Source organism: Limosilactobacillus avium, from assembly GCF_947381485.1.
Lineage (GTDB): Bacteria > Bacillota > Bacilli > Lactobacillales > Lactobacillaceae > Limosilactobacillus > Limosilactobacillus avium.
On the sequence record NZ_CANCWN010000005.1, the window covers coordinates 1 to 18,417 of the forward strand.

Sequence of the window (18,417 nt, forward strand, 5' to 3'; positions counted from 1 at the left end):
AAGAAGCCGGACGATGAACCAAGATTTGATTCATCGTCCGGCTTTCATTTTGGACTGAGAGTTTTTTCCCAGCCTCCCCTGCAAGTACAGATAGGCCTTCAGTGTTTGACCATACCGGTAATGGGGTGCAGCATAATCGGCAACTAAGACCAAGTGATTTTATAAATGTAAGCACCCAATAACTTCATGTATTGAAAAAGAGCGTCCTGCAAACACTTCAATCTTAATAGAGAGACTGCTTGTTGTGTTATTGAAGATTTGGTAGGTCGATTATGTACTGTCTTAATGATATATAAAATTTTGTAACTTTATTAAATATTACCGGAAGACATCTTTACTGTTGCGGTAAAGTGTTTCTTGATGATCCTCAAGCTGATTTGTATACCGAGCAGCAATAAAAAAGTAATCAGAAAGGCGATTAACGAAGATTAGGACTTCTTCGTTAATCGGCTTTTTTAATTTTAAAGCAACAATATTTCGTTCTGTCCTTCGGGTTACGGTTCGAGCGTAGTGTAGTGCAGAAGCAACTTGACTTCCACCAGGAAGAATAAATTTTTTCACTGGCTCAACTTGATCGTTGTAACTATCAATTTTCTCTTCCAACCATTTTACCGGTTTGGTACTGTCGAAAATAAATTGTTTTCGTTCCTCATTTTTAGGAGTTGCGAGGTCAGTTCCACAATCAAATAATAACTGTTGAATTTCTTCTAATTCGGAGTCTAGCATCTGTGTCTTCGGATTAAGAATTGACCGTATATAGCCCACCCACGAGTTGAGTTCATCAACGCTTCCATATGCCTCAACGCGTGGGTCAGATTTATATAAGATTTCTTTGCCGATAATTCTCGTTTGACCGCGGTCACCATTTCTTGTGTAGATTTTCATTTTTGGTACCTCCGTTTCTTAATTAGATTATCCATTATTTATACATCTGACAAGTCTAAATTTCATTAATTAGCCCTTAATAAAGCCACCATCAGTTAAAAATATTATTATTTTTGAGGTGAATTAGTGTAAAAAGGCGAAGCTTAAACTAGTATATCACTACTTAATATTGTGTTCTTCGCATGAGCTGAAGGGAATTTTGCCAAAATTAGCGTTTTTTGGCAGAATCTAAATGATTACTAGTAATATATTTACTTCTGTTTACAAGGCTATTGTCGACATTACGTGAATGTATTAACTTAATAAATAAATGGAGAAAACGTTTTCGTATAGAAATGAGCGGGTGATTTCATGAGAAATAAGGTTCATCATGGCGGGAATATTGAAAAAGTTGCGGAAGCTTTAGGGGGTTCAGTAGAAGAGATTAGGGACTTTAGTGCGAATATTAATCCCCTTGGTTTTCCTCAAGAACTACAAACGATTTTTTCCCAAGGTCCGATGATTGCAACTGTTTATCCTGACCCGACGTACGCAGCGTTAAAGCAAGCGATTGCTAATCAATTCGCTGTTAATCCTGGAGATGTTTTTGTTGGAAATGGGGCAACAGAAGTGTTGGATGAAGCCATATGTGCTGGACAGGCAAGTAATGCCCTTATTTTAGCGCCAACTTTCGGTGAATATGAACGACTATTTAAACGGCAGGGGACTAAAGTTCATTACTACCTTTTAAAAGAGGAAAATAACTTTGCTTACAAGACTGATTCGATGATTAACTTTCTGGTTGAACATCCAGAAATTACAACGATCTGTCTTACTAACCCTAATAATCCAACCGGTCAACTGGTCTCACTGTCAGAGATGCGAAAGCTAGTGGACTTTTGTAATGGACATCGCCGCTTACTAATTCTTGATGAATCCTTTATCGACTTGACGGTTAATCAGCAGTTAAGTTTTGTTAATGCGCTTCAGCCTGAGGACCATGTATATGTCATTCGTGCAGCAACTAAGTTTTTTGCAATTCCCGGACTTCGGCTAGGTTACTGTATTACTAAAAATCCAGAATTAAAGAAAAATTTGCATGCTCAGGAAGATACCTGGTCTGTTAATGGTCTTGCTGATGCTTTTGGTCGGAAAATGTTTCAAGCCCGGGACTACATTAACCGTACCCATGCTTGGTTAAACGAGCAACAACCGATACTTAAAAAGAAATTGCAGGAGTTAACGGGGATAAAGGTCTTTCCAAGTATGACAAATTTCTTCCTCTTTAAGATTGATTGTCCAAACTTACGCGAACAAATGATGCATAAATTAGTTATGATTCGGCAGTGTGATGACTATGTTGGCCTGGGTAGTGACTACTACCGGGTTGCTGTTAAGAGTGCGGAGGATAATGCCTACCTTATTTGGGCACTAAAAGAAGTAGTGGGTAGTGATAAATAATGAAGAAAATTTTAATTGCTGGGGTAACCAGTGGCTCTGGGAAAACCACCACCGTGCTTGGCATTTTAAAAGCACTACACGAAAAATACCAGATTCAATCATATAAGGTTGGCCCTGACTATATTGACACTAAATTTCATACACGGATTACAGGACGGCCAGCTCGCAACCTTGATAATTACCTTGTTCCTGATGCTCAGACCCTTCGCTACCTTTTTACAGCTGGCACTGATGGCCTTGACTTAGGAATTGTAGAAGGGGTAATGGGACTTTATGATGGCCTCGGGACGGATAAGGATGCATATTCAACAGCTAGTATTGCTAAGCAGCTTGATATTCCAGTAATCCTAGTCATTAATGCTCGGGCGACGTCGACTTCCGCGGCGGCTATCTTACAAGGCTTTCTGGATTTTGATTCAGATGTGCCAATCTGTGGGGTGATTATCAATAACGTTATGAGCGCAAATCATTATCAATTGGTTGCTGGTGCGATTAACCGTTATTTACACCTGCCTGTCTTAGGCTATTTGCCACATAATCCCAAGCTTGCCCTCCCATCTCGTCAGCTGGGTCTCGTTCCTGATGATGAGTTAGCAGGGGTTGATAAAAAGATTGCTTTAATTGCTAAGGAGGTAAAAACTCACGTTGACCTTCCTAAGCTGGTCAGCCTAGCAAAGGATACCGGTCCCGAACAGGCAGATCCATTTAATATTCCGCGCGTAAAGTTACGCCTTGGCATTGCTCAGGATGAGGCCTTTAACTTTTACTATGCAGATAATCTAAAGTTGCTGAAAAAAGCAGGAGTAACATTAGTCCCGTTTAGCCCGCTGAATGATCAGCATCTGCCCGATGTTAATGCTCTTTACTTTGGTGGCGGCTACCCGGAGGAATTTGCCGCTCAGCTTGCCGCTAATGATTCATTACGGGTGGAAATTAAGAGGTTCTCACAGCAAAATAAGCCAATCTACGCTGAATGCGGTGGCTTAATGTACCTGGGAAAGTTTTTACAAGAGGGCAATCAGCAGTACCCGATGGTAGGTATTTTTAATGGGAAGAGTGAGATGACTTCCCGGTTGCGTAAGTTCGGCTATTGCATTGCAACCTCGCGGCAAGATACTTTGATTGCAGAAAAAGGGTGCAAAGTAGTTGGGCACGAATTCCATCATTCAACTTTTGCACCACTGGATGATACGTGTCGACCGGTCCTGACAATGAAAAAGATTCGTGACCACCAGCTCGTTGATACATGGAACGGTGGTTATCAACTACGACAAACTTTTGCAAGCTATCTCCATGTTCACTTTTATCAAGACCAGCGATTATTTATAAAGTTCTTGCAGAGACTGGGAGCTGAGTATCAATGAAAATTGTAATTATGGTAGCCCTTGCTTTCGGACTGGACCTTCTCCTTGGTGACCCACATTCATGGCCACACCCGATTAAAGCGATTGGGCACCTGATTGCTTGGTTGACAAAAAAGTTTAATCAGCCGGCCTTTTCTACGAGCCGTCGGAAGCAATTAGGAGTTCTTACCTGGCTAATTACAGTTGGCGGAGCTGGCCTGATTATTGCTGGCATTATGTGGTTGGCAGCAATCAATAATTACCTTTACATGGCTGTTGGCACCTACTTGTGTTATACATGTCTGTCAGCGCGACAGCTAGCAATTGAGGCTGAAAAAATTATGAAAAGTTTACAAAACAATGATCTGCAAATGGCTCGTCACCAGGTTGGGATGATTGTTGGTCGTGATACCGATTCACTTAGTGCAGAAGAAGTTACTAAGGCAGCCATTGAAACGGTCGCAGAAAATACTAGTGATGGGGTGATTGCTCCCTTGTTTTATCTCGTAATTGGGGGACCAGTTTTAGGAATGATGTACAAAGCAATCAATACCCTAGATTCAATGATTGGATACCGCAATGAAAAATATCGAGCGTTCGGCGAATTTTCTGCAAAGGTCGATGATATTGCTAACTATTTGCCAGCTCGAATAACTTGGTTATTACTGATTATCAGTAGCTGGTTGCTTCATGACGATACCAAGGAAGCAATTGCAGTCGGTGAACGTGATTGTGAAAAGCACCTTAGTCCTAATAGCGCCTTTAGTGAAGCAGTGGTGGCGGGTGCCCTCCACCTTCAATTGGGCGGACCGCATTACTACTTTGGTCAGTTAGTAAGGAAACCGTACATTGGTAATGATCACTTAGTAATTGCGGCTAATTGGCATTTAAGGCGTACAATCACGATGCTATACATGTCATCAGTAATTGGATTGATAACGTTTGAATTAATTCGTCTACTAGTAATAGTTTGGGAGTGAAAAAATGGAAAAAGCAGGATATATTACGATTCCCCACAAGATAACAGATCGTAGTTTTCAGATAATTCAAGAAGAAATCAATCGAATTGATCCTAATTATCAATTTGACGGCCCCCTTCAAGAGGCCGTAATAAAACGGGCAATCCATACGACGGCAGACTTTGATTATTTAAAGAATTTGAAGTTTACGCACGGTGTTTTGAATAAGTTAAAGAATGTTTTAGAAAATAAGGGAACTATTTATACTGACACAACAATGGCTTTGTCGGGGATTAATAAACGCCGCCTGGATAAGCTAGGTGTGCATTACCACTGCCTAATCCGCGACCCCCGGGTAATAGCAATGGCTCAGAAAAAAGGAATTACGCGTTCGATGGCAGCAATTGAAGTTGCAGCTAGTGAAGGCACCTCGGCGAAAGTTTTTGTAGTTGGTAATGCCCCTACTGCCCTCTGTAAGATTATTGAAATGGTTAAAGCCGCGAAACTAAAGGTATCAGCAGTTATTGGTGTTCCCGTTGGCTTTGTTGAAGCGGCTGAAAGTAAGCAAGCGTTGTATGAATCAGATATTCCAGCGATTGTTGCTCTTGGTCGTAAGGGAGGCAGTAATTTAGCAGCGGCTCTTCTTAATGCAGTGATGTATAACATGGATATTGAGAAAATGGGTGATGAATATGGCCGTCACACCAAATAATGACGCTGAGGATAACTTTGTTTACTACAATGGTCGAAAGTTGCGCAAGGGCTTTACGACCGGAACTACTGCTACTGCAGCAACAGTTGCAGCAATCAGGACCCTGCTAAATCAAGAACCACAAGACACCGTAACGGTTCACGCAGCGAATGGTAAAGTAGCCATTTTTGGTGTGGAACAAACTAACTTTGATAAAAGTAAGGCTAGCTGTGCAATTAAGAAAGACGGTGGTGATGACCAAGATGCAACGGATGGGGCCCTAATATTTGCAACGGTTGAATTGCGGTCGGACAATGAAATTCACCTTGACGGTGGGGAAGGGGTTGGTCGTGTAACAAAAGCTGGTTTAGCAAATCGGCCGGGAATGCCAGCAATCAACCCGACCCCCCGTCGGGTAATCAAAGAGGCAGCTAGAAAAGAACTCGGTGCCAACCGGGGAGCAGATATTATTATTTCAGTTCCTGAAGGTAAAAGGATCGCTAAGTTGACTTATAACCCTAAACTAGGAATTGTCGGGGGAATTTCAATCTTAGGAACCAGTGGAGTTGTAACACCAATGTCCGAATCTAGTTGGAAGCATTCGATTTCAATTGAAATGAACATTCATCGTAAACGCGGTGATCAAGCACTTGTCCTTGTCCCTGGTAATTATGGTGAAGACTTTGCTAAAGATGAACTTGGTATTTCTGAAGCAAAAATTGTTCAGATGAGTAACTTTGTCGGCTATGTTCTCCATGAAGTGCAACGTCTTAAGTTTAATAAAATATTGATTGTTGGGGATCTTGGGAAAATGATTAAAGTTTCTGCTGGTATTTTCTCTACTCATAGTAAGGATGCGGATGCACGGGCAGAAGTGATGGTTGCTAACCTTGCGTTGATGGGTGGAGTCCCAACTGAATTTCTCCGTCAAATTTACGGCTGCTTGACGACAATCTCCATGATTAAACTAATTAATGAAGCAGGTTACCAAGGGGTATATCAGATAATTGTTGATAAGATTAAGCAACGGGCAGAGAAACTACTTGCCCATCGGGAACCTCATGTTACCGTTGATGCAGTTATCTTTTCCCGGGAAAGTGGCTTTCTGGCTGCTAGTAAGCCGATAGAAGAGATTAAAGGTGAGTGGCAATGATAACAGTTCTAGGAATTGGCCCTGGAGATCGTAAGCTATGTTTATTGGGGACAGAAACTTACCTTAAGCAGGCGGATACCGTGATTGGATCACCTCGTCAACTAGCCCTTTTTCCCGGGATCCCTCAAGAAAAGCAATTAAGGTTACCACGGCTCACAGCCTTGAAAGAATATTTGGTGCAAAATAAGAAGCGGTCAATCGTACTCTTAGCATCTGGGGACCCGCTATTATATGGCATCGGAACATGGGTAACCAAGAATTTCTCCAAACAGCAAATTCAAATTATTCCGGGGGTTAGTTCAATCCAATATATGTTCCATTGCCTACACTTATCAATGAACGATTGCTATTTAACAAGCAGTCATGGTCGTCAACCTGATTTTGACTTCTTACTCCGCCATGACAAAGTGGGCATGGTCACTGATACACAATTGGGGCCGTATGAAATTTCCCAGGAAATAAAGAAACGTGGTCTGCACCGGATAATCTATGTTGGTGAAAACCTGAGTTATCCAGATGAACAGATAAGCCGTTTTGATGAATCAAACGTTGAGCGTCGTGAATATGGAATGAATGTGGTGATTATTATAAATGCGTGATGAAGACTTTTTAAGGAACCGGGTACCGATGACTAAATCAGAGGTGCGGGCAATTAGCATTGATAAATTAGGATTAGGAAATAAAAGGTCTTTCCTTGATATCGGTGCTGGTACAGGAAGTGTTAGTGTCCAAGCCGCTCATGATTTTAAGAAATTAGCAGTTACCGCAATTGAAATGAACCCGGATGGAATTGACATTATTAAGCAGAATATCAAGAAGTTTAACCTGACCAATATTAATTTAGTCACAGGAACTGCTCCAATTGACATTCCTGATCAACAATATGACGCAATTTTTGTTGGTGGTAGTGGATCACAATTGGCCCGGATTATTAACTTTGCTAGTGGTCATCTACCGGTAGGGGGAACGATTGTACTGAACTTCATCCTATTTGAAAATGCAATGCAAGTAGAAAAACTGCTAGAAAAAGCTGGTTTTAAGAATATCGAAATGGTTGAGGTTGGTGTTCTTCGTTGGCACCAGCTCGGGAAAGGTCATTTCTTTAAACCCAATAATCCAACAATCATCGTTAGTGCAAATAAATAGAAAGGATTGATATAAATGGCAATTGTAAGTTTTGTAGGTGCAGGCCCTGGTGAGACGGATCTAATAACATTAAAGGGGTATAAATTATTGGCCGCCGCTGACGTTGTTATTTATGCAGGATCATTAATTAACAAGGAATTACTTAACTATTGTAAGGATGGGGCCGAACTATATGATAGCGCCAAGATGACCCTTGATGATATTGTTGATCGAATGGAAGAAGCGGTTAAGGCAGGAAAGTCAGTTGTCCGTTTACAAACTGGTGACTTTTCAATCTATGGTTCCATTCGGGAACAAATTGAAGAGATGAAAAAGCGGGGAATTAATTATCAATGCGTTCCTGGAGTTAGTTCCTTCCTCGGAGCAGCCTCGAGTATGGGGGTCGAATACACAGTCCCGGAAGTAGCCCAGAGTGTGATTATTACTCGGATGGCGGGGCGGACACCGGTACCGGAAAAAGAATCTTTAAAATCACTGGCCCAGCACCAAACTTCGATGGTGATTTTCCTTTCTGTTCAGGGCATTAAGAAAGTTGTTGCCCAACTGGAAGAAGGTGGCTACCCAGCTGATACACCAGCAGCTGTTATCTACAAGGCAACCTGGCCGGATGAAAAAGAAGTCCGGGGGACACTAGCAGATATTGCTAATAAGGTCCACGATGCTGATATTCGGCGGACCGCCCTAATCATGGTTGGAAAGTTTCTTGGGGATGAATATAACTATTCACACCTTTACGATGCCAGCTTTAGTACAATGTTTCGAAAGAAGAGTAAGTAGGGGATGAAGCGATTTGGAATTATTGCGTTAACAAGCAGTGGTGCTCATACTGCGCGACAGCTATTGACGCAACTTCAAAGTAATCAACGCCAAGTCAGCCTGTACTTACCCCAACGGCTGGCACGAGAAACGGAGAATTATTATTGTAAAGGTGACTTTACAGCAGCTATTCATCACTTATTTAAGGAATACGATTGTGTTGTTTGCATAATGGCTACCGGGATTGTTGTCCGTTCTCTAGCCGGAATAATTGTTGATAAGACCGTTGATCCAGCAGTTATTGTAATGGATGAACAGGCCAACCATGTTATTAGCCTATTATCGGGTCACGTCGGCGGAGCGAACGAATGGGCGGGGCTAATTGCTAAATTAACCGGTGCAGATCCGGTAATTACGACGGCAACTGATACAGAACACGTTCAGGCGATAGACGTTTTAGCAAAACAACTAAATGGTTGGTACCCCAACTTTAAAGAAAATACTAAGGCTTTAAACCGTTTGTTGGCGGAAAATAAACCGGTTGAATTGTATATTGAACCGTATTTAAAACGGTATGTTAATTCATTAAGCGGCTTTACGGTCCTTAATGAAATTACCACTCATCAGGAGGGGGTACCTTTAGTAATTGTTTCCGATCGGGGAAACTTTACGAAGATTCCAGAGGCAATTCAAATTATTCCCCGGGTTAATGTTCTTGGCATTGGCTGCCGAAAGGATATTACTAACGAAATGATGCAACAGGCGTTTGAAGAATTTACCCGGCAACATGACTTGTTGTGGTCTTCAATCAGTCAAGTGGTGTCAATTGATATTAAACGAACGGAAGGTGCAATCCAATATATTGCGCAAACAATTGGTGCGGACCTTGAATTTTTTACAGCAAGACAGCTATTCCCGGCCAGTAAGCACTATCCAAGCTCACTATTTGTTTTGAAAACTGTTGGTGTAGGTAATGTTGCGTGTGCAGCAGCTGATTTTGCCAGTGGTGAACGGGTAGTAACTGAACGATACGCAAATCATGAAATTACGATGGCATTAAGCCGGCGACATGAAATCTAGGAGGAAAGCAAATGTTATACATAGTTGGACTTGGACCAGGATCCAAAGAGTTAATGACAGAAGAAGCACGTCAAGTAATCGAAAATACCCATACAATTGTCGGATACGTTACATATATTCACTTAATTGAAGACATGCTTGAGGGAAAAGAGCTTGTTGTAACAGGGATGCGTGGTGAAATTGACCGCTGTAAAAAGGCTCTTGAAATTGCGGCTAGCGGTAAAGACGTTGCCATCATTTCAAGTGGGGATGCCGGAATCTACGGAATGGCAGGTTTAATCCTCGAACTAGCGGGTAAGATGGACCAACATATTGATGTCAAAGTAATCCCTGGTGTAACGGCAAGTATCGCTGCTGCAGCCCACCTTGGTGCACCATTAATGAATGATTTTTGCCATATCAGTTTAAGTGACCTGATGACCCCGTGGGATGTGATTACTAAGCGAATAGATGCTGCCGCCAAGGCTGACTTTGTTATCTGTTTGTATAACCCTCGCAGTAAAGGTCGTCCCCATCACCTGCGGAAAGCCTTGGATATTATCTTAAAGTATAAATCACCCGATACCGTTGTCGGAGTCGGTAAAGATGTTGCCCGGCCTAAGGAAATTGATAAGGTGACAACAATTAAAGACTTAGATGAAACAGAAATTAATATGACATCAATCGTAATTGTTGGTAATAAGAATACTTACGTTCAAGACGGCCGGATGATTACTCCGCGAGGGTACACGCTATGATTTTACTGCTAGGTGGAACCAGCGAAAGTCTCGCAGTTGCAGATTGTTTAGCAAAAAATAGGTTGTCCTTTATCGTTTCTGTCGTTAGCGACTACGGGGTCGAATTAGCGAGTGCGCATGCAAAACGGGTGGTTAAAGTAACCTTTACAGAAGCAAATTTTACGCAGTTCTGTCTTGCCCACCAAGTTAACTTCATCATTGACGCTACTCATCCTTTTGCCCGAGTTATTTCACAGTTGGCAATTAACGAAGCCGCCAAACTGGGTATCCCTTATCTACGTTTTGAACGCCAAAATATTTATCGTGCTGACGCTTCACTGAAGATGGTTGATTCGCTTGAGGAAGCTTGCCGGTATTTAAAACATCTTGAAGGCGTAATTTATCTTTCAACAGGTAGTAAAACAGCTCCTGATTACGCAGCAAGGCTAGGAGTTAAGCAGTTACATATCCGTGCCTTACCAACGACACGGGTAATGGAAAAACTGACGTCGGCAGGCTTTGTTGCCGCTCAAATCGATGCAATTCAAGGCCCTTTTTCCACTGATTTAAACGTTGCATTGTTCAAGCACGCAACAGCAAAAGTCGTAGTAACTAAAGAAAGTGGTCGACAGGGTGGCATTCAAGAAAAAATCGCGGCTTGCCAACAGTTAGGAATTCCCTGCGTTATTATTCGTCGGCCTCACTTAAACTATCCGCAGAAAGTTGAAAAGATTGATGAGCTGCAAGCATATTTGGAGGAACACAATGAATGGTAGAGTAACACTTCTGGGTGCAGGTCCAGGAGATCCAGAATTATTAACCTTGATTGGGAAACGGCGGTTAGCTGAAGCAGATGTAGTTTTGTATGACCGCCTAGTCGACCCCTCCTTATTAGCATTCACTAATAGTCAAGTGAAATTGGTTGATGTCGGTAAGCTTCCCCAACATCATAAGGTTAAGCAGACACGAATTAACCAATTGCTAGTCAATTATGCCAGAGTAGGTAAAAAAGTTGTTCGACTTAAAGCCGGCGATCCCTATGTCTTTGGGCGGGGTGGTGAAGAAGCTCAAGTCTTGGAACAAGAAGGGGTAGACTTTGAAGTGATACCTGGAATTACTAGTGCGATCGCAGGTTTAGCGGCAGTTGGTATTCCAATCACCCACCGTGACTTTGCTTCTAGTTTCCATGTCATCACTGGACACCATAAAAAAAACGGTCAAAAGCAGCTAGACTGGGAAAATATTGCCCAACAAGAAGGAACTATTGTCTTTTTAATGGGGATGGCCCAGCTGCCCAAGATTTGTACGGCGCTGATAAAGCATGGCAAGGATAAGAAAACTCCAGTAGCGATTATTCAGTGGGCAACACAATGGCGGCAAAAAATGGTTATCGGGGATTTAACGAATATTAACGAATTAGTTAAAGAGCACCAGCTTTCTTCACCGGCTTTGATTGTTGTTGGCGAGGTGGTTACTTTAAGCAAACAGCTGAATATTCACCGTCCGCTACAAGGATTGCATGTTTTGCTCCCGTATAGTAAGCAGCATAGGTTATTTAATCAGCTTGTCGATCGCGGGGCAACTGCTGATTTCTACCAGCGTGCGGTTAAAGTGCCACAGGAGGTTAATATTTCGGCCGTGGAAAATGCTAAATTAATTGTTATTGATAGTGTTGCAGCAGCGCACCGGTTAATTACTATCCTGACTGCTAATGGTAGCGACTTACGGACCTTAGCTGGAAAGACAATCGTTGCCCTAAACCATGCCGTTGCCCATCATTTACGAACTATAGGGCTAATTGCTGATGGGACGTTGCCTGACGTTAATCTACCTGCTGACTATGTCGAAGTTGGTGGCGAAAAACCACAGACAAGTGCTGGGACTTTCCTTAGTCTTTACCAAAAGGTTAGTCGATGTGATTCACTGCCATTTGAATTGGGGGAGTTTAACGCAGTTATTTTTCCAAGTATGGATAGTTTAGCTGACTTTGCCCAATTGCTAACGCCTAAACAAGAACACCAGTTGATGACAATTAAGGCGTTCGTAATGGGACCCAAAATTTCCCAAGTTGCTAACCAGCTAACCTTTCAAAAGGTAATTGAGTGTCAACCAAGTATTGACGAGACAGTCAAAAGGATAGAGGAGGAATTTGGGCGTGACTAAAAAAGCAATTTTAGCAGTCAGTTTTGGAACCACTTTTCCAAAGACTCGGGAAAAAACAATTGGAGCAACGGAAAGGGCGTTAAAAAAGGCCTTTCCTGCTTATGATGTTTTCCGTGCGTTTACTTCCCGGATTGTGCGCGCACGGGTTGCCAAAAATGAGGGGCAGGTATTTGATGACCCGGCAACGGCACTGGACAGGCTTAGCAACCAGGGATACGGGGAAGTGATTGTTCAATCCTTCCATATCATTCCAGGAATTGAGTATGGACAGTTAAAACAGGTTGTTAATACCTACCAGAGTAAATTTAAAAAGCTTAAGCTAAGTCAACCGCTTTTAGATACATTTGACGATTTCCAAATGCTTACTCACTTTATGGAAAAACAAAGTGCTTCTCTGCCAGCGGGGGAAGCAATCTTATGGATGGGACACGGGACAGCGCATAGTTCATTTACTACGTACGCCTGTTTGGACCATATGTTAGCGGGAACAAAAAGCTATGTTGGGGCAGTTGAAAGCTACCCTGACATTACCGATGAACTTACCCGCCTCAAACATGCTCAAATAAAAAAAGTTTATTTACAGCCATTGATGATGGTCGCTGGTAATCATGCCCATAATGATATGGCCTCTGATAACCCGCACTCGTGGAAGAGTATTGTTGATGCTAACAACATTGATGCTCAGCCACGTCTTAAAGGATTGGGAGAGTATCCAGAAATTCAACAGTTATTTATTGAAAAACTAAGTAAATTAATTTAAAGGAGGGGAAAACTGATGGCTAGTTTTTATGGAATTGGTGTCGGACCGGGTGATAGTAAGCTGCTAACGGTCAAAGCGGTTGACACAATCAAACAGCTTGATGTCTTATACACTCCACAAGCACATAGGAGTAGTAAAAGTGTTGCCGAAAGAATTGCCTCCCCATACCTAACAGCTGATTTAGTAATTAAGCGCCGTCACTTTCCGATGGTAAACGACTGGTCAGCTAAGGTAACGTGCTGGCGAAAAATTGCTGATGAAATTAAGGCTGATGTTCAAAACGGCCAAAATGTTGGCTTTCTGACACTTGGTGATCCCTCTGTCTATAGCACATTTAGCTATATTGCTAATATGCTGAAAGAGGAGATTAACGTCCAAACAATTGCTGGGGTCTCCGCTTTTAGTCAAATTGCGGCAAGCTTGTCTCTCCCCCTAATGCTTGATGAAGAATCATTGGAAGTCATTCCGGCAACTGCTGAGAAAGAAAAACTTACCCAGGTAATTGACCTGAACGATAACGTGGTAATTATGAAAATTGCTACTAATTTTAAGACTGTTTACCAAATCCTTCAGAAAAGGGGCCTGCTTGAAAAGACAGTCGTTGTCGAAAATGCGTCAATGGCAGAACAGCATATAAAGCGATTAGCTGACTATTCAGCTAACGATAAATTACCGTACTTTACAACAGCTTTATTAAAGAAGAAAGAAAATTAACAATGGAATGGATAAAAAAATATCGTAAGTTTTTAATGTTCCTGATGATTGGCTTTGGGTATGCAAGCGCTTATCCGGTGACTGCCCACGCAATGCATATTATGGAAGGGATGCTCCCGCCAAAGTGGTGTATCTTCTGGTTCGCTGTTTCGGCCCCGTTTTTTATTTATGGGCTTTACCGGCTGTACAAGATTGTTAATTCTGATGTGCCCAATGCCAAAGTTATGCTGGCACTATGTGGGGCGTTTGTGTTTGTACTTTCATCACTAAAGCTCCCTTCAGTCACCGGTTCCTGCTCTCACCCTACTGGTGTTGGCCTTGGTACTGTTATGTTTGGACCAGGCGTAATGTCTGTATTAGGGGTAATTGTTCTTTTGTTCCAAGCACTGCTTCTTGCTCATGGTGGATTGACGACATTAGGAGCAAATGAATTCTCAATGACAATTGTTGGGCCAATTATTGGCTTTGTAGTTTGGAAACTGTGCCGGGTAATGAAGATTAGTCGGTCGATATCCCTTTTCCTTTGCGCGATGTTTGCTGACTGGTCAACCTATGTGACAACAGCTTTTCAATTAGCAGTTGTTTTTCCTGATCCTAACGGTGGCGTTGGGGCAGCGCTGATTAAGTTTTTAGTAATCTATGCAGTCACTCAAATCCCATTAGCCATTGCTGAAGGGCTACTAACAGTTATTGTATATAACTTAGTAATTAGTAATGATCTTTGGAAGGAGTCAGCATTGCAATGAAGAAACGGACGAAGACTAATATTACTTTACTAATTTGTGTAATCCTCCTTGTTCTAATTCCGTTTATTTTTGTTAAAGGCCAGTATGGTGGTAGTGATGACCAGGGGACAGAACAGATTAAAAAGTTTGACCCAAGCTACAAGGTATGGGCAAAGCCTATCTGGACACCGCCGTCGGGTGAAATCGAGAGCCTACTTTTTACCGTCCAGGGGTCACTTGGTACGGGAATTATTTGTTATTTCATTGGCGCTGCGCATGGTAAGAAAAAGGCCCTTGAAGAGAAAGAAAAGACGGAAAAAGTACCAAAATAGGTTTAATAGAGAGGTGACAATTAGTGTTAAGTATTGATAAATACGCGTATGAGAACCGAATCGTCACCTGGTCACCAAAATTAAAAGCGTTATTGTGGCTACTTGGGATTGCCCTGGCTTTTCAACCTTTGCAGTGGTTAAAAGCAGCTACCCTTGTCCTGGTAGCAGCAGCAACAGTTTATTTGACGAAAGTTTCACTTAAACGTTATATCAGTTGGTTTTATGCTATTATTCCGTTTGTTTTGTTGAGTATTATTGGGATTGTTGTAACTATTTCTGGAAACAGGGGGTCAATAATTTGGCCGATTAAAATTGGCAATGTGTACTTAGGAATGGCACGAGTGATGATACCACAGGCTAGCCGAATGGCTCTACAGTGTATGACGGCGATTGTTTGTACCTATTGGTTTGCACTAACAACGCCCTTCATTCAGATCTTGCAGGTGTTAAAAGCTACCCACTTGCCACGGGTAATGATTGAAGTCACGATGCTGATGTACCGGTTCATATTTATTTTTATTGATGCCTTCGAACAAATTCATCGGGCGCAGAAATTACGTTTTGGTTATGATACATTTGGCCTCATGATTCATTCATCTGGAATTCTTACAAAGATGCTGTTCGAACAGGTAATTGTGAATTATGAAATGATGACAAAGGCGTTGGATGCCAAGCTATATAATGGCGAGTTTTATATCTAGGAGGGAGTGCGTTGATTGAATTAAAACACCTTAGTTTTAGTTATGATGACAAGCATAAGATCCTCGATGATATTTCATTGAAGCTTGGTGGTGACGACCGACGAGTGATCGGCATCATGGGACACAACGGTGCAGGTAAGTCAACGCTCTTCTTAAACCTTGTTGGGGAACTAAGACCGACTGCCGGCCAAATTCTAGTCGATGGTCAGCCTATAAAGTACTCTAAACGGGGTCTGCGTAATCTTCGGCGAAAGGTCGGAATTGTTTTTCAAAACTCTGATCAGCAGATCTTTTATTCGGTAGTTAAAGATGACGTCGCCTTTGCCCTCCATAACTTAAAGCTTCCAACAAGTGAAATTAATGAACGGGTTACCCGGGTTCTAAAGGAATTAGATATTTTCCCACTCAGAGACCGGCCAATCCAATACCTCAGTGGTGGTCAGAAGAAACGGGTTGCCCTTGCTGGAATTATGGTGATTGGCTCAGAGTGGATTCTGCTTGATGAACCGACTTCCGGTCTTGATCCGGATGGCCAGCAACGGATGAAAGATCTTATTCAAAAGTTGGTCGCTAACGGGCAACGGATTATCCTTTCTAGTCACGATATGGATTTTATGTATGAAGTTTGTGACTACCTTTACCTTCTTGGCAAGGGAAAAATCTTAGCGGAGGGGACGAAGCAAGAGGCCTTTAACGATGAGCATTTGTTAAAGGCAAATAAATTAGCTCAGCCATGGCTTGTAAAGATTCATCAAAAGCTGGGCCTACCCCTATATGGGAGTGAGCAGGAACTATTTGCAAATGCCGTAAATAAACATATTGATTAGGAAGATTGGGGGAGTGGGAACTCCCGTACATATATATCCGGGGAGGAATAAATCATGGTAGTGCAATCAGTAATGTTTCAAGGAACCGCATCGGATTCTGGAAAAAGCTGGATGGCTGCAGCGGTTTGCCGACTTTTGACAAATCAAGGGAAAAAGGTTGCACCGTTTAAATCACAAAACATGGCCCTAAACTCGTTTATCACGGATCAAGGTGATGAGATGGGGCGGGCACAGGTTTACCAGGCGGAGGCAGCCCGGGTGAAACCAGACGTTAGAATGAATCCAATCCTGCTAAAACCCTCAACTGATCAAGATTCGCAAGTGATAGTAATGGGGAAAGTACTAGCCGATATGGACGCAGCTAGTTATTATAAGTTTAAGCCTCAACTAATTCCAGATATAAAGAAAGCTTACCAAGGACTTGCCATTGAGAATGATGCCATTATTTTAGAGGGAGCAGGAAGCCCAGCGGAGATTAACTTAAATGAAAATGATATTGTAAATATGGGAATGGCGCGAATGGCTGCTGCGCCGGTGATCCTTGTTGCCGATATCGACAAGGGAGGTGTCTTTGCATCCATTTATGGCACCATCAAATTACTGGCAAAGGAAGACCAGCAACGAATCAAGGGAATTATTATTAACAAGTTTCGTGGTGATAAGACGCTCTTGGAGCCGGGGAACAAGATGATTGAAAAGCTGACCGGTGTTCCTGTTATTGGGGTGTTACCGATGAGTGACGTCGATATTGATGAGGAAGATAGTGTTTCGCTAGTAAGAAAGCCGCGGCAAAAGAACCCGGCTAAGGCCCTTGATGTTGCGGTTGTTGACCTTAACAAAATCTCGAATTTTACTGATATCCATAGTCTAAAAATTCAGCCGGACGTGTCTGTTCGCTACGTTCTCAAGGCAGAAGAACTTGGTACCCCAGACTTATTAATCCTCCCTGGTAGTAAAAATACAAACGAGGATCTCGCCTCTTTGAAAAGAAACGGTTTGGCTAAAGCGATTATACATGCCCATGCTGACGGGAGTGTAGTGATCGGCATTTGCGGTGGTTACCAAATTCTGGGTCGGACGCTTCGTGATCCCAATGGAATTGAATCACCAATCAAGGAGCAGACAGGGCTGGGCCTCCTTGATACAGAAACCATTTTCAACGAGCGAAAAACTACAACCCAGGCAACCGCTAAACGCAAGAATTATGTTCTTAAGGGCTATGAAATCCATATGGGAGCAACGAAACTCGGTCCGAATACAACACCATTTTCAATTATTCAAGAAACTAATGGCGAAGCAGAGCAGCGGGAAGACGGGGCAGTTAACGCTGACGAAACAGTTATCGGAACTTACCTTCACGGAATCTTTGATAATCCTTATTGGACACGCCACCTCTTAAATCGGCTTCGGGTTGCTAAGGGGTTAGCACCATTAGTTAATACCATGGTTTCTATCAGTGAGTATAAAGATCAACAGTATGAAAAACTTGCGAAACTATTTGAAGAAAATGTTGATATGAAGAAGTTTAGTCAGATTCTACAGGATTCAACAAGGGATGATTAAAATGATGAAGGCACCATATCCGATTATCTTAAACCTTGACCGTAAAAGGGTAGCGGTAATTGGTGGCGGTAAGGTTGCTCGTCGTAAAATTAAAAAAATAGTTGCGGCTGGTGTAAGACCAACCGTTATCAGTCCGATGATTATTGATGATATTGACCCTTCACAGATTGACTGGGTTAAAGATAGCTATCACCGTAAATATGTGGAGAAAATGGATATTATTATTGCCTGCACTAATGATAAAGCAGTGAATAACCAGGTGAAGGCAGAAGCAACTCACTTTCAACTAGTAAATAATACAAGTGATAAGACTAATTCCGATTTCTATAACCTGGCGACGCTTAGTTCAGATGACATGTTTATCAGCGTTTCAACAGTGGGGCGGTCTCCACGCTTTGCTAAAAAAGTAAAAAACGAGATTAAAGAATGTGTCAGCAAAAAGTTTAATAAGGAGTTTGACTAG

The 18,417-nt window shown here is 42.2% G+C and carries 21 protein-coding genes; 20 read left to right on the forward strand and 1 reads right to left on the reverse strand.

The annotated features are described in order from the left end of the window. Nucleotides 1–318: 318 nt before the first annotated feature. A complete protein-coding gene (locus tag QOS01_RS02745) occupies nucleotides 319–885 on the reverse strand; it encodes a cob(I)yrinic acid a,c-diamide adenosyltransferase (RefSeq protein ID WP_222258370.1) in 567 nt (188 codons plus the stop codon). Between the two features lie 351 nt (nucleotides 886–1,236). Here QOS01_RS02745 and QOS01_RS02750 point away from each other — a divergent pair, with 351 nt between their 5' ends. Genes QOS01_RS02750 through QOS01_RS02845 form a run of 20 tightly spaced genes read left to right on the forward strand, consistent with a single transcriptional unit; the run spans nucleotide 1,237 to nucleotide 18,417 of the window. Continuing rightward, nucleotides 1,237–2,325 (forward strand): pyridoxal phosphate-dependent aminotransferase, encoded by a 1,089-nt coding sequence (locus QOS01_RS02750; RefSeq protein ID WP_222258371.1) that lies wholly within the window; start codon nucleotides 1,237–1,239, stop codon nucleotides 2,323–2,325. Beyond that, nucleotides 2,325–3,689, forward strand: a complete 1,365-nt coding sequence (locus QOS01_RS02755) for a cobyrinate a,c-diamide synthase (RefSeq protein WP_222258372.1) — start codon at nucleotides 2,325–2,327, stop codon at nucleotides 3,687–3,689. The genes QOS01_RS02750 and QOS01_RS02755 overlap by 1 nt, the downstream gene beginning before the upstream one ends. Beyond that, nucleotides 3,686–4,648, forward strand: a complete 963-nt coding sequence (gene cbiB, locus QOS01_RS02760; RefSeq protein WP_283621013.1) for an adenosylcobinamide-phosphate synthase CbiB — start codon at nucleotides 3,686–3,688, stop codon at nucleotides 4,646–4,648. The genes QOS01_RS02755 and cbiB overlap by 4 nt, the downstream gene beginning before the upstream one ends. Before the next feature lie 4 nt (nucleotides 4,649–4,652). After that, nucleotides 4,653–5,339 carry a cobalt-precorrin-8 methylmutase gene (locus QOS01_RS02765; protein ID WP_222258374.1) on the forward strand — a complete coding sequence of 229 codons (687 nt, stop codon included), beginning with the start codon at nucleotides 4,653–4,655 and terminating at the stop codon, nucleotides 5,337–5,339. Then, the gene (gene cbiD / locus QOS01_RS02770) at nucleotides 5,320–6,471 is read left to right on the forward strand and encodes a cobalt-precorrin-5B (C(1))-methyltransferase CbiD (protein WP_283621014.1); all 1,152 of its coding nucleotides are present in this window, start codon (nucleotides 5,320–5,322) and stop codon (nucleotides 6,469–6,471) included. Before QOS01_RS02765 ends, cbiD begins: the two co-directional genes overlap by 20 nt. Then, nucleotides 6,468–7,070: a cobalt-precorrin-7 (C(5))-methyltransferase gene (locus tag QOS01_RS02775; protein ID WP_283621087.1), complete on the forward strand. Its 603-nt coding sequence runs from the start codon at nucleotides 6,468–6,470 to the stop codon at nucleotides 7,068–7,070. The genes cbiD and QOS01_RS02775 overlap by 4 nt, the downstream gene beginning before the upstream one ends. Further along, nucleotides 7,063–7,617 (forward strand): decarboxylating cobalt-precorrin-6B (C(15))-methyltransferase, encoded by a 555-nt coding sequence (locus QOS01_RS02780; RefSeq protein WP_222258376.1) that lies wholly within the window; start codon nucleotides 7,063–7,065, stop codon nucleotides 7,615–7,617. Before QOS01_RS02775 ends, QOS01_RS02780 begins: the two co-directional genes overlap by 8 nt. Before the next feature lie 15 nt (nucleotides 7,618–7,632). Next, nucleotides 7,633–8,394 carry a cobalt-precorrin-4 methyltransferase gene (locus QOS01_RS02785; protein WP_283621015.1) on the forward strand — a complete coding sequence of 254 codons (762 nt, stop codon included), beginning with the start codon at nucleotides 7,633–7,635 and terminating at the stop codon, nucleotides 8,392–8,394. Nucleotides 8,395–8,397: 3 nt separating this feature from the next. After that, nucleotides 8,398–9,453 (forward strand): cobalt-precorrin 5A hydrolase, encoded by a 1,056-nt coding sequence (locus QOS01_RS02790; protein WP_283621016.1) that lies wholly within the window; start codon nucleotides 8,398–8,400, stop codon nucleotides 9,451–9,453. An 11-nt stretch (nucleotides 9,454–9,464) separates the two neighbouring features. Then, nucleotides 9,465–10,190: a precorrin-3B C(17)-methyltransferase gene (cobJ, locus tag QOS01_RS02795; protein ID WP_222258379.1), complete on the forward strand. Its 726-nt coding sequence runs from the start codon at nucleotides 9,465–9,467 to the stop codon at nucleotides 10,188–10,190. Further along, on the forward strand, nucleotides 10,187–10,945 hold the full coding sequence (gene cobK, locus QOS01_RS02800; RefSeq protein ID WP_283621017.1) for a precorrin-6A reductase: 759 nt from the start codon (nucleotides 10,187–10,189) through the stop codon (nucleotides 10,943–10,945). The genes cobJ and cobK overlap by 4 nt, the downstream gene beginning before the upstream one ends. After that, nucleotides 10,935–12,332, forward strand: a complete 1,398-nt coding sequence (cobA, locus tag QOS01_RS02805) for a uroporphyrinogen-III C-methyltransferase (RefSeq protein ID WP_283621018.1) — start codon at nucleotides 10,935–10,937, stop codon at nucleotides 12,330–12,332. Before cobK ends, cobA begins: the two co-directional genes overlap by 11 nt. Next, nucleotides 12,325–13,092 carry a sirohydrochlorin cobaltochelatase gene (locus QOS01_RS02810; RefSeq protein WP_222258382.1) on the forward strand — a complete coding sequence of 256 codons (768 nt, stop codon included), beginning with the start codon at nucleotides 12,325–12,327 and terminating at the stop codon, nucleotides 13,090–13,092. Before cobA ends, QOS01_RS02810 begins: the two co-directional genes overlap by 8 nt. 15 nt (nucleotides 13,093–13,107) lie before the next feature. Next, the gene (locus QOS01_RS02815) at nucleotides 13,108–13,806 is read left to right on the forward strand and encodes a cobalt-factor II C(20)-methyltransferase (RefSeq protein WP_283621019.1); all 699 of its coding nucleotides are present in this window, start codon (nucleotides 13,108–13,110) and stop codon (nucleotides 13,804–13,806) included. Nucleotides 13,807–13,808: 2 nt separating this feature from the next. Beyond that, the gene (locus tag QOS01_RS02820) at nucleotides 13,809–14,552 is read left to right on the forward strand and encodes an energy-coupling factor ABC transporter permease (RefSeq protein ID WP_222258384.1); all 744 of its coding nucleotides are present in this window, start codon (nucleotides 13,809–13,811) and stop codon (nucleotides 14,550–14,552) included. Beyond that, nucleotides 14,549–14,863 (forward strand): energy-coupling factor ABC transporter substrate-binding protein, encoded by a 315-nt coding sequence (locus QOS01_RS02825; RefSeq protein WP_222258385.1) that lies wholly within the window; start codon nucleotides 14,549–14,551, stop codon nucleotides 14,861–14,863. The genes QOS01_RS02820 and QOS01_RS02825 overlap by 4 nt, the downstream gene beginning before the upstream one ends. 23 nt (nucleotides 14,864–14,886) lie before the next feature. Next, the gene (gene cbiQ / locus QOS01_RS02830) at nucleotides 14,887–15,564 is read left to right on the forward strand and encodes a cobalt ECF transporter T component CbiQ (RefSeq protein WP_222258386.1); all 678 of its coding nucleotides are present in this window, start codon (nucleotides 14,887–14,889) and stop codon (nucleotides 15,562–15,564) included. Nucleotides 15,565–15,575: 11 nt separating this feature from the next. Then, on the forward strand, nucleotides 15,576–16,391 hold the full coding sequence (locus QOS01_RS02835) for an energy-coupling factor ABC transporter ATP-binding protein (RefSeq protein WP_222258388.1): 816 nt from the start codon (nucleotides 15,576–15,578) through the stop codon (nucleotides 16,389–16,391). 54 nt (nucleotides 16,392–16,445) lie between these two features. Next, complete coding sequence (locus QOS01_RS02840; protein ID WP_283621020.1) at nucleotides 16,446–17,954, forward strand: cobyric acid synthase; 1,509 nt, start codon at nucleotides 16,446–16,448, stop codon at nucleotides 17,952–17,954. A gap of 1 nt (nucleotide 17,955) precedes the next feature. Continuing rightward, on the forward strand, nucleotides 17,956–18,417 hold the full coding sequence (locus QOS01_RS02845; protein ID WP_261313259.1) for a precorrin-2 dehydrogenase/sirohydrochlorin ferrochelatase family protein: 462 nt from the start codon (nucleotides 17,956–17,958) through the stop codon (nucleotides 18,415–18,417).

Bases quoted from the DNA above. Each gene is read 5' to 3' on its own strand.
- QOS01_RS02825 (WP_222258385.1), top strand. From the start codon at position 14,549: ATGAAGAAACGGACGAAGACTAATATTACTTTACTAATTTGTGTAATC.
- cbiB (WP_283621013.1), top strand. From the start codon at position 3,686: ATGAAAATTGTAATTATGGTAGCCCTTGCTTTCGGACTGGACCTTCTC.
- QOS01_RS02845 (WP_261313259.1), top strand. From the start codon at position 17,956: ATGATGAAGGCACCATATCCGATTATCTTAAACCTTGACCGTAAAAGG.
- QOS01_RS02750 (WP_222258371.1), top strand. From the start codon at position 1,237: ATGAGAAATAAGGTTCATCATGGCGGGAATATTGAAAAAGTTGCGGAA.
- QOS01_RS02815 (WP_283621019.1), top strand. From the start codon at position 13,108: ATGGCTAGTTTTTATGGAATTGGTGTCGGACCGGGTGATAGTAAGCTG.
- QOS01_RS02755 (WP_222258372.1), top strand. From the start codon at position 2,325: ATGAAGAAAATTTTAATTGCTGGGGTAACCAGTGGCTCTGGGAAAACC.
- QOS01_RS02745 (WP_222258370.1), bottom strand. From the start codon at position 885: ATGAAAATCTACACAAGAAATGGTGACCGCGGTCAAACGAGAATTATC.
- cobA (WP_283621018.1), top strand. From the start codon at position 10,935: ATGAATGGTAGAGTAACACTTCTGGGTGCAGGTCCAGGAGATCCAGAA.
- QOS01_RS02820 (WP_222258384.1), top strand. From the start codon at position 13,809: ATGGAATGGATAAAAAAATATCGTAAGTTTTTAATGTTCCTGATGATT.
- QOS01_RS02765 (WP_222258374.1), top strand. From the start codon at position 4,653: ATGGAAAAAGCAGGATATATTACGATTCCCCACAAGATAACAGATCGT.
- cobK (WP_283621017.1), top strand. From the start codon at position 10,187: ATGATTTTACTGCTAGGTGGAACCAGCGAAAGTCTCGCAGTTGCAGAT.
- cbiD (WP_283621014.1), top strand. From the start codon at position 5,320: ATGGCCGTCACACCAAATAATGACGCTGAGGATAACTTTGTTTACTAC.
- cobJ (WP_222258379.1), top strand. From the start codon at position 9,465: ATGTTATACATAGTTGGACTTGGACCAGGATCCAAAGAGTTAATGACA.
- QOS01_RS02780 (WP_222258376.1), top strand. From the start codon at position 7,063: ATGCGTGATGAAGACTTTTTAAGGAACCGGGTACCGATGACTAAATCA.
- QOS01_RS02840 (WP_283621020.1), top strand. From the start codon at position 16,446: ATGGTAGTGCAATCAGTAATGTTTCAAGGAACCGCATCGGATTCTGGA.
- QOS01_RS02785 (WP_283621015.1), top strand. From the start codon at position 7,633: ATGGCAATTGTAAGTTTTGTAGGTGCAGGCCCTGGTGAGACGGATCTA.
- QOS01_RS02775 (WP_283621087.1), top strand. From the start codon at position 6,468: ATGATAACAGTTCTAGGAATTGGCCCTGGAGATCGTAAGCTATGTTTA.
- QOS01_RS02790 (WP_283621016.1), top strand. From the start codon at position 8,398: ATGAAGCGATTTGGAATTATTGCGTTAACAAGCAGTGGTGCTCATACT.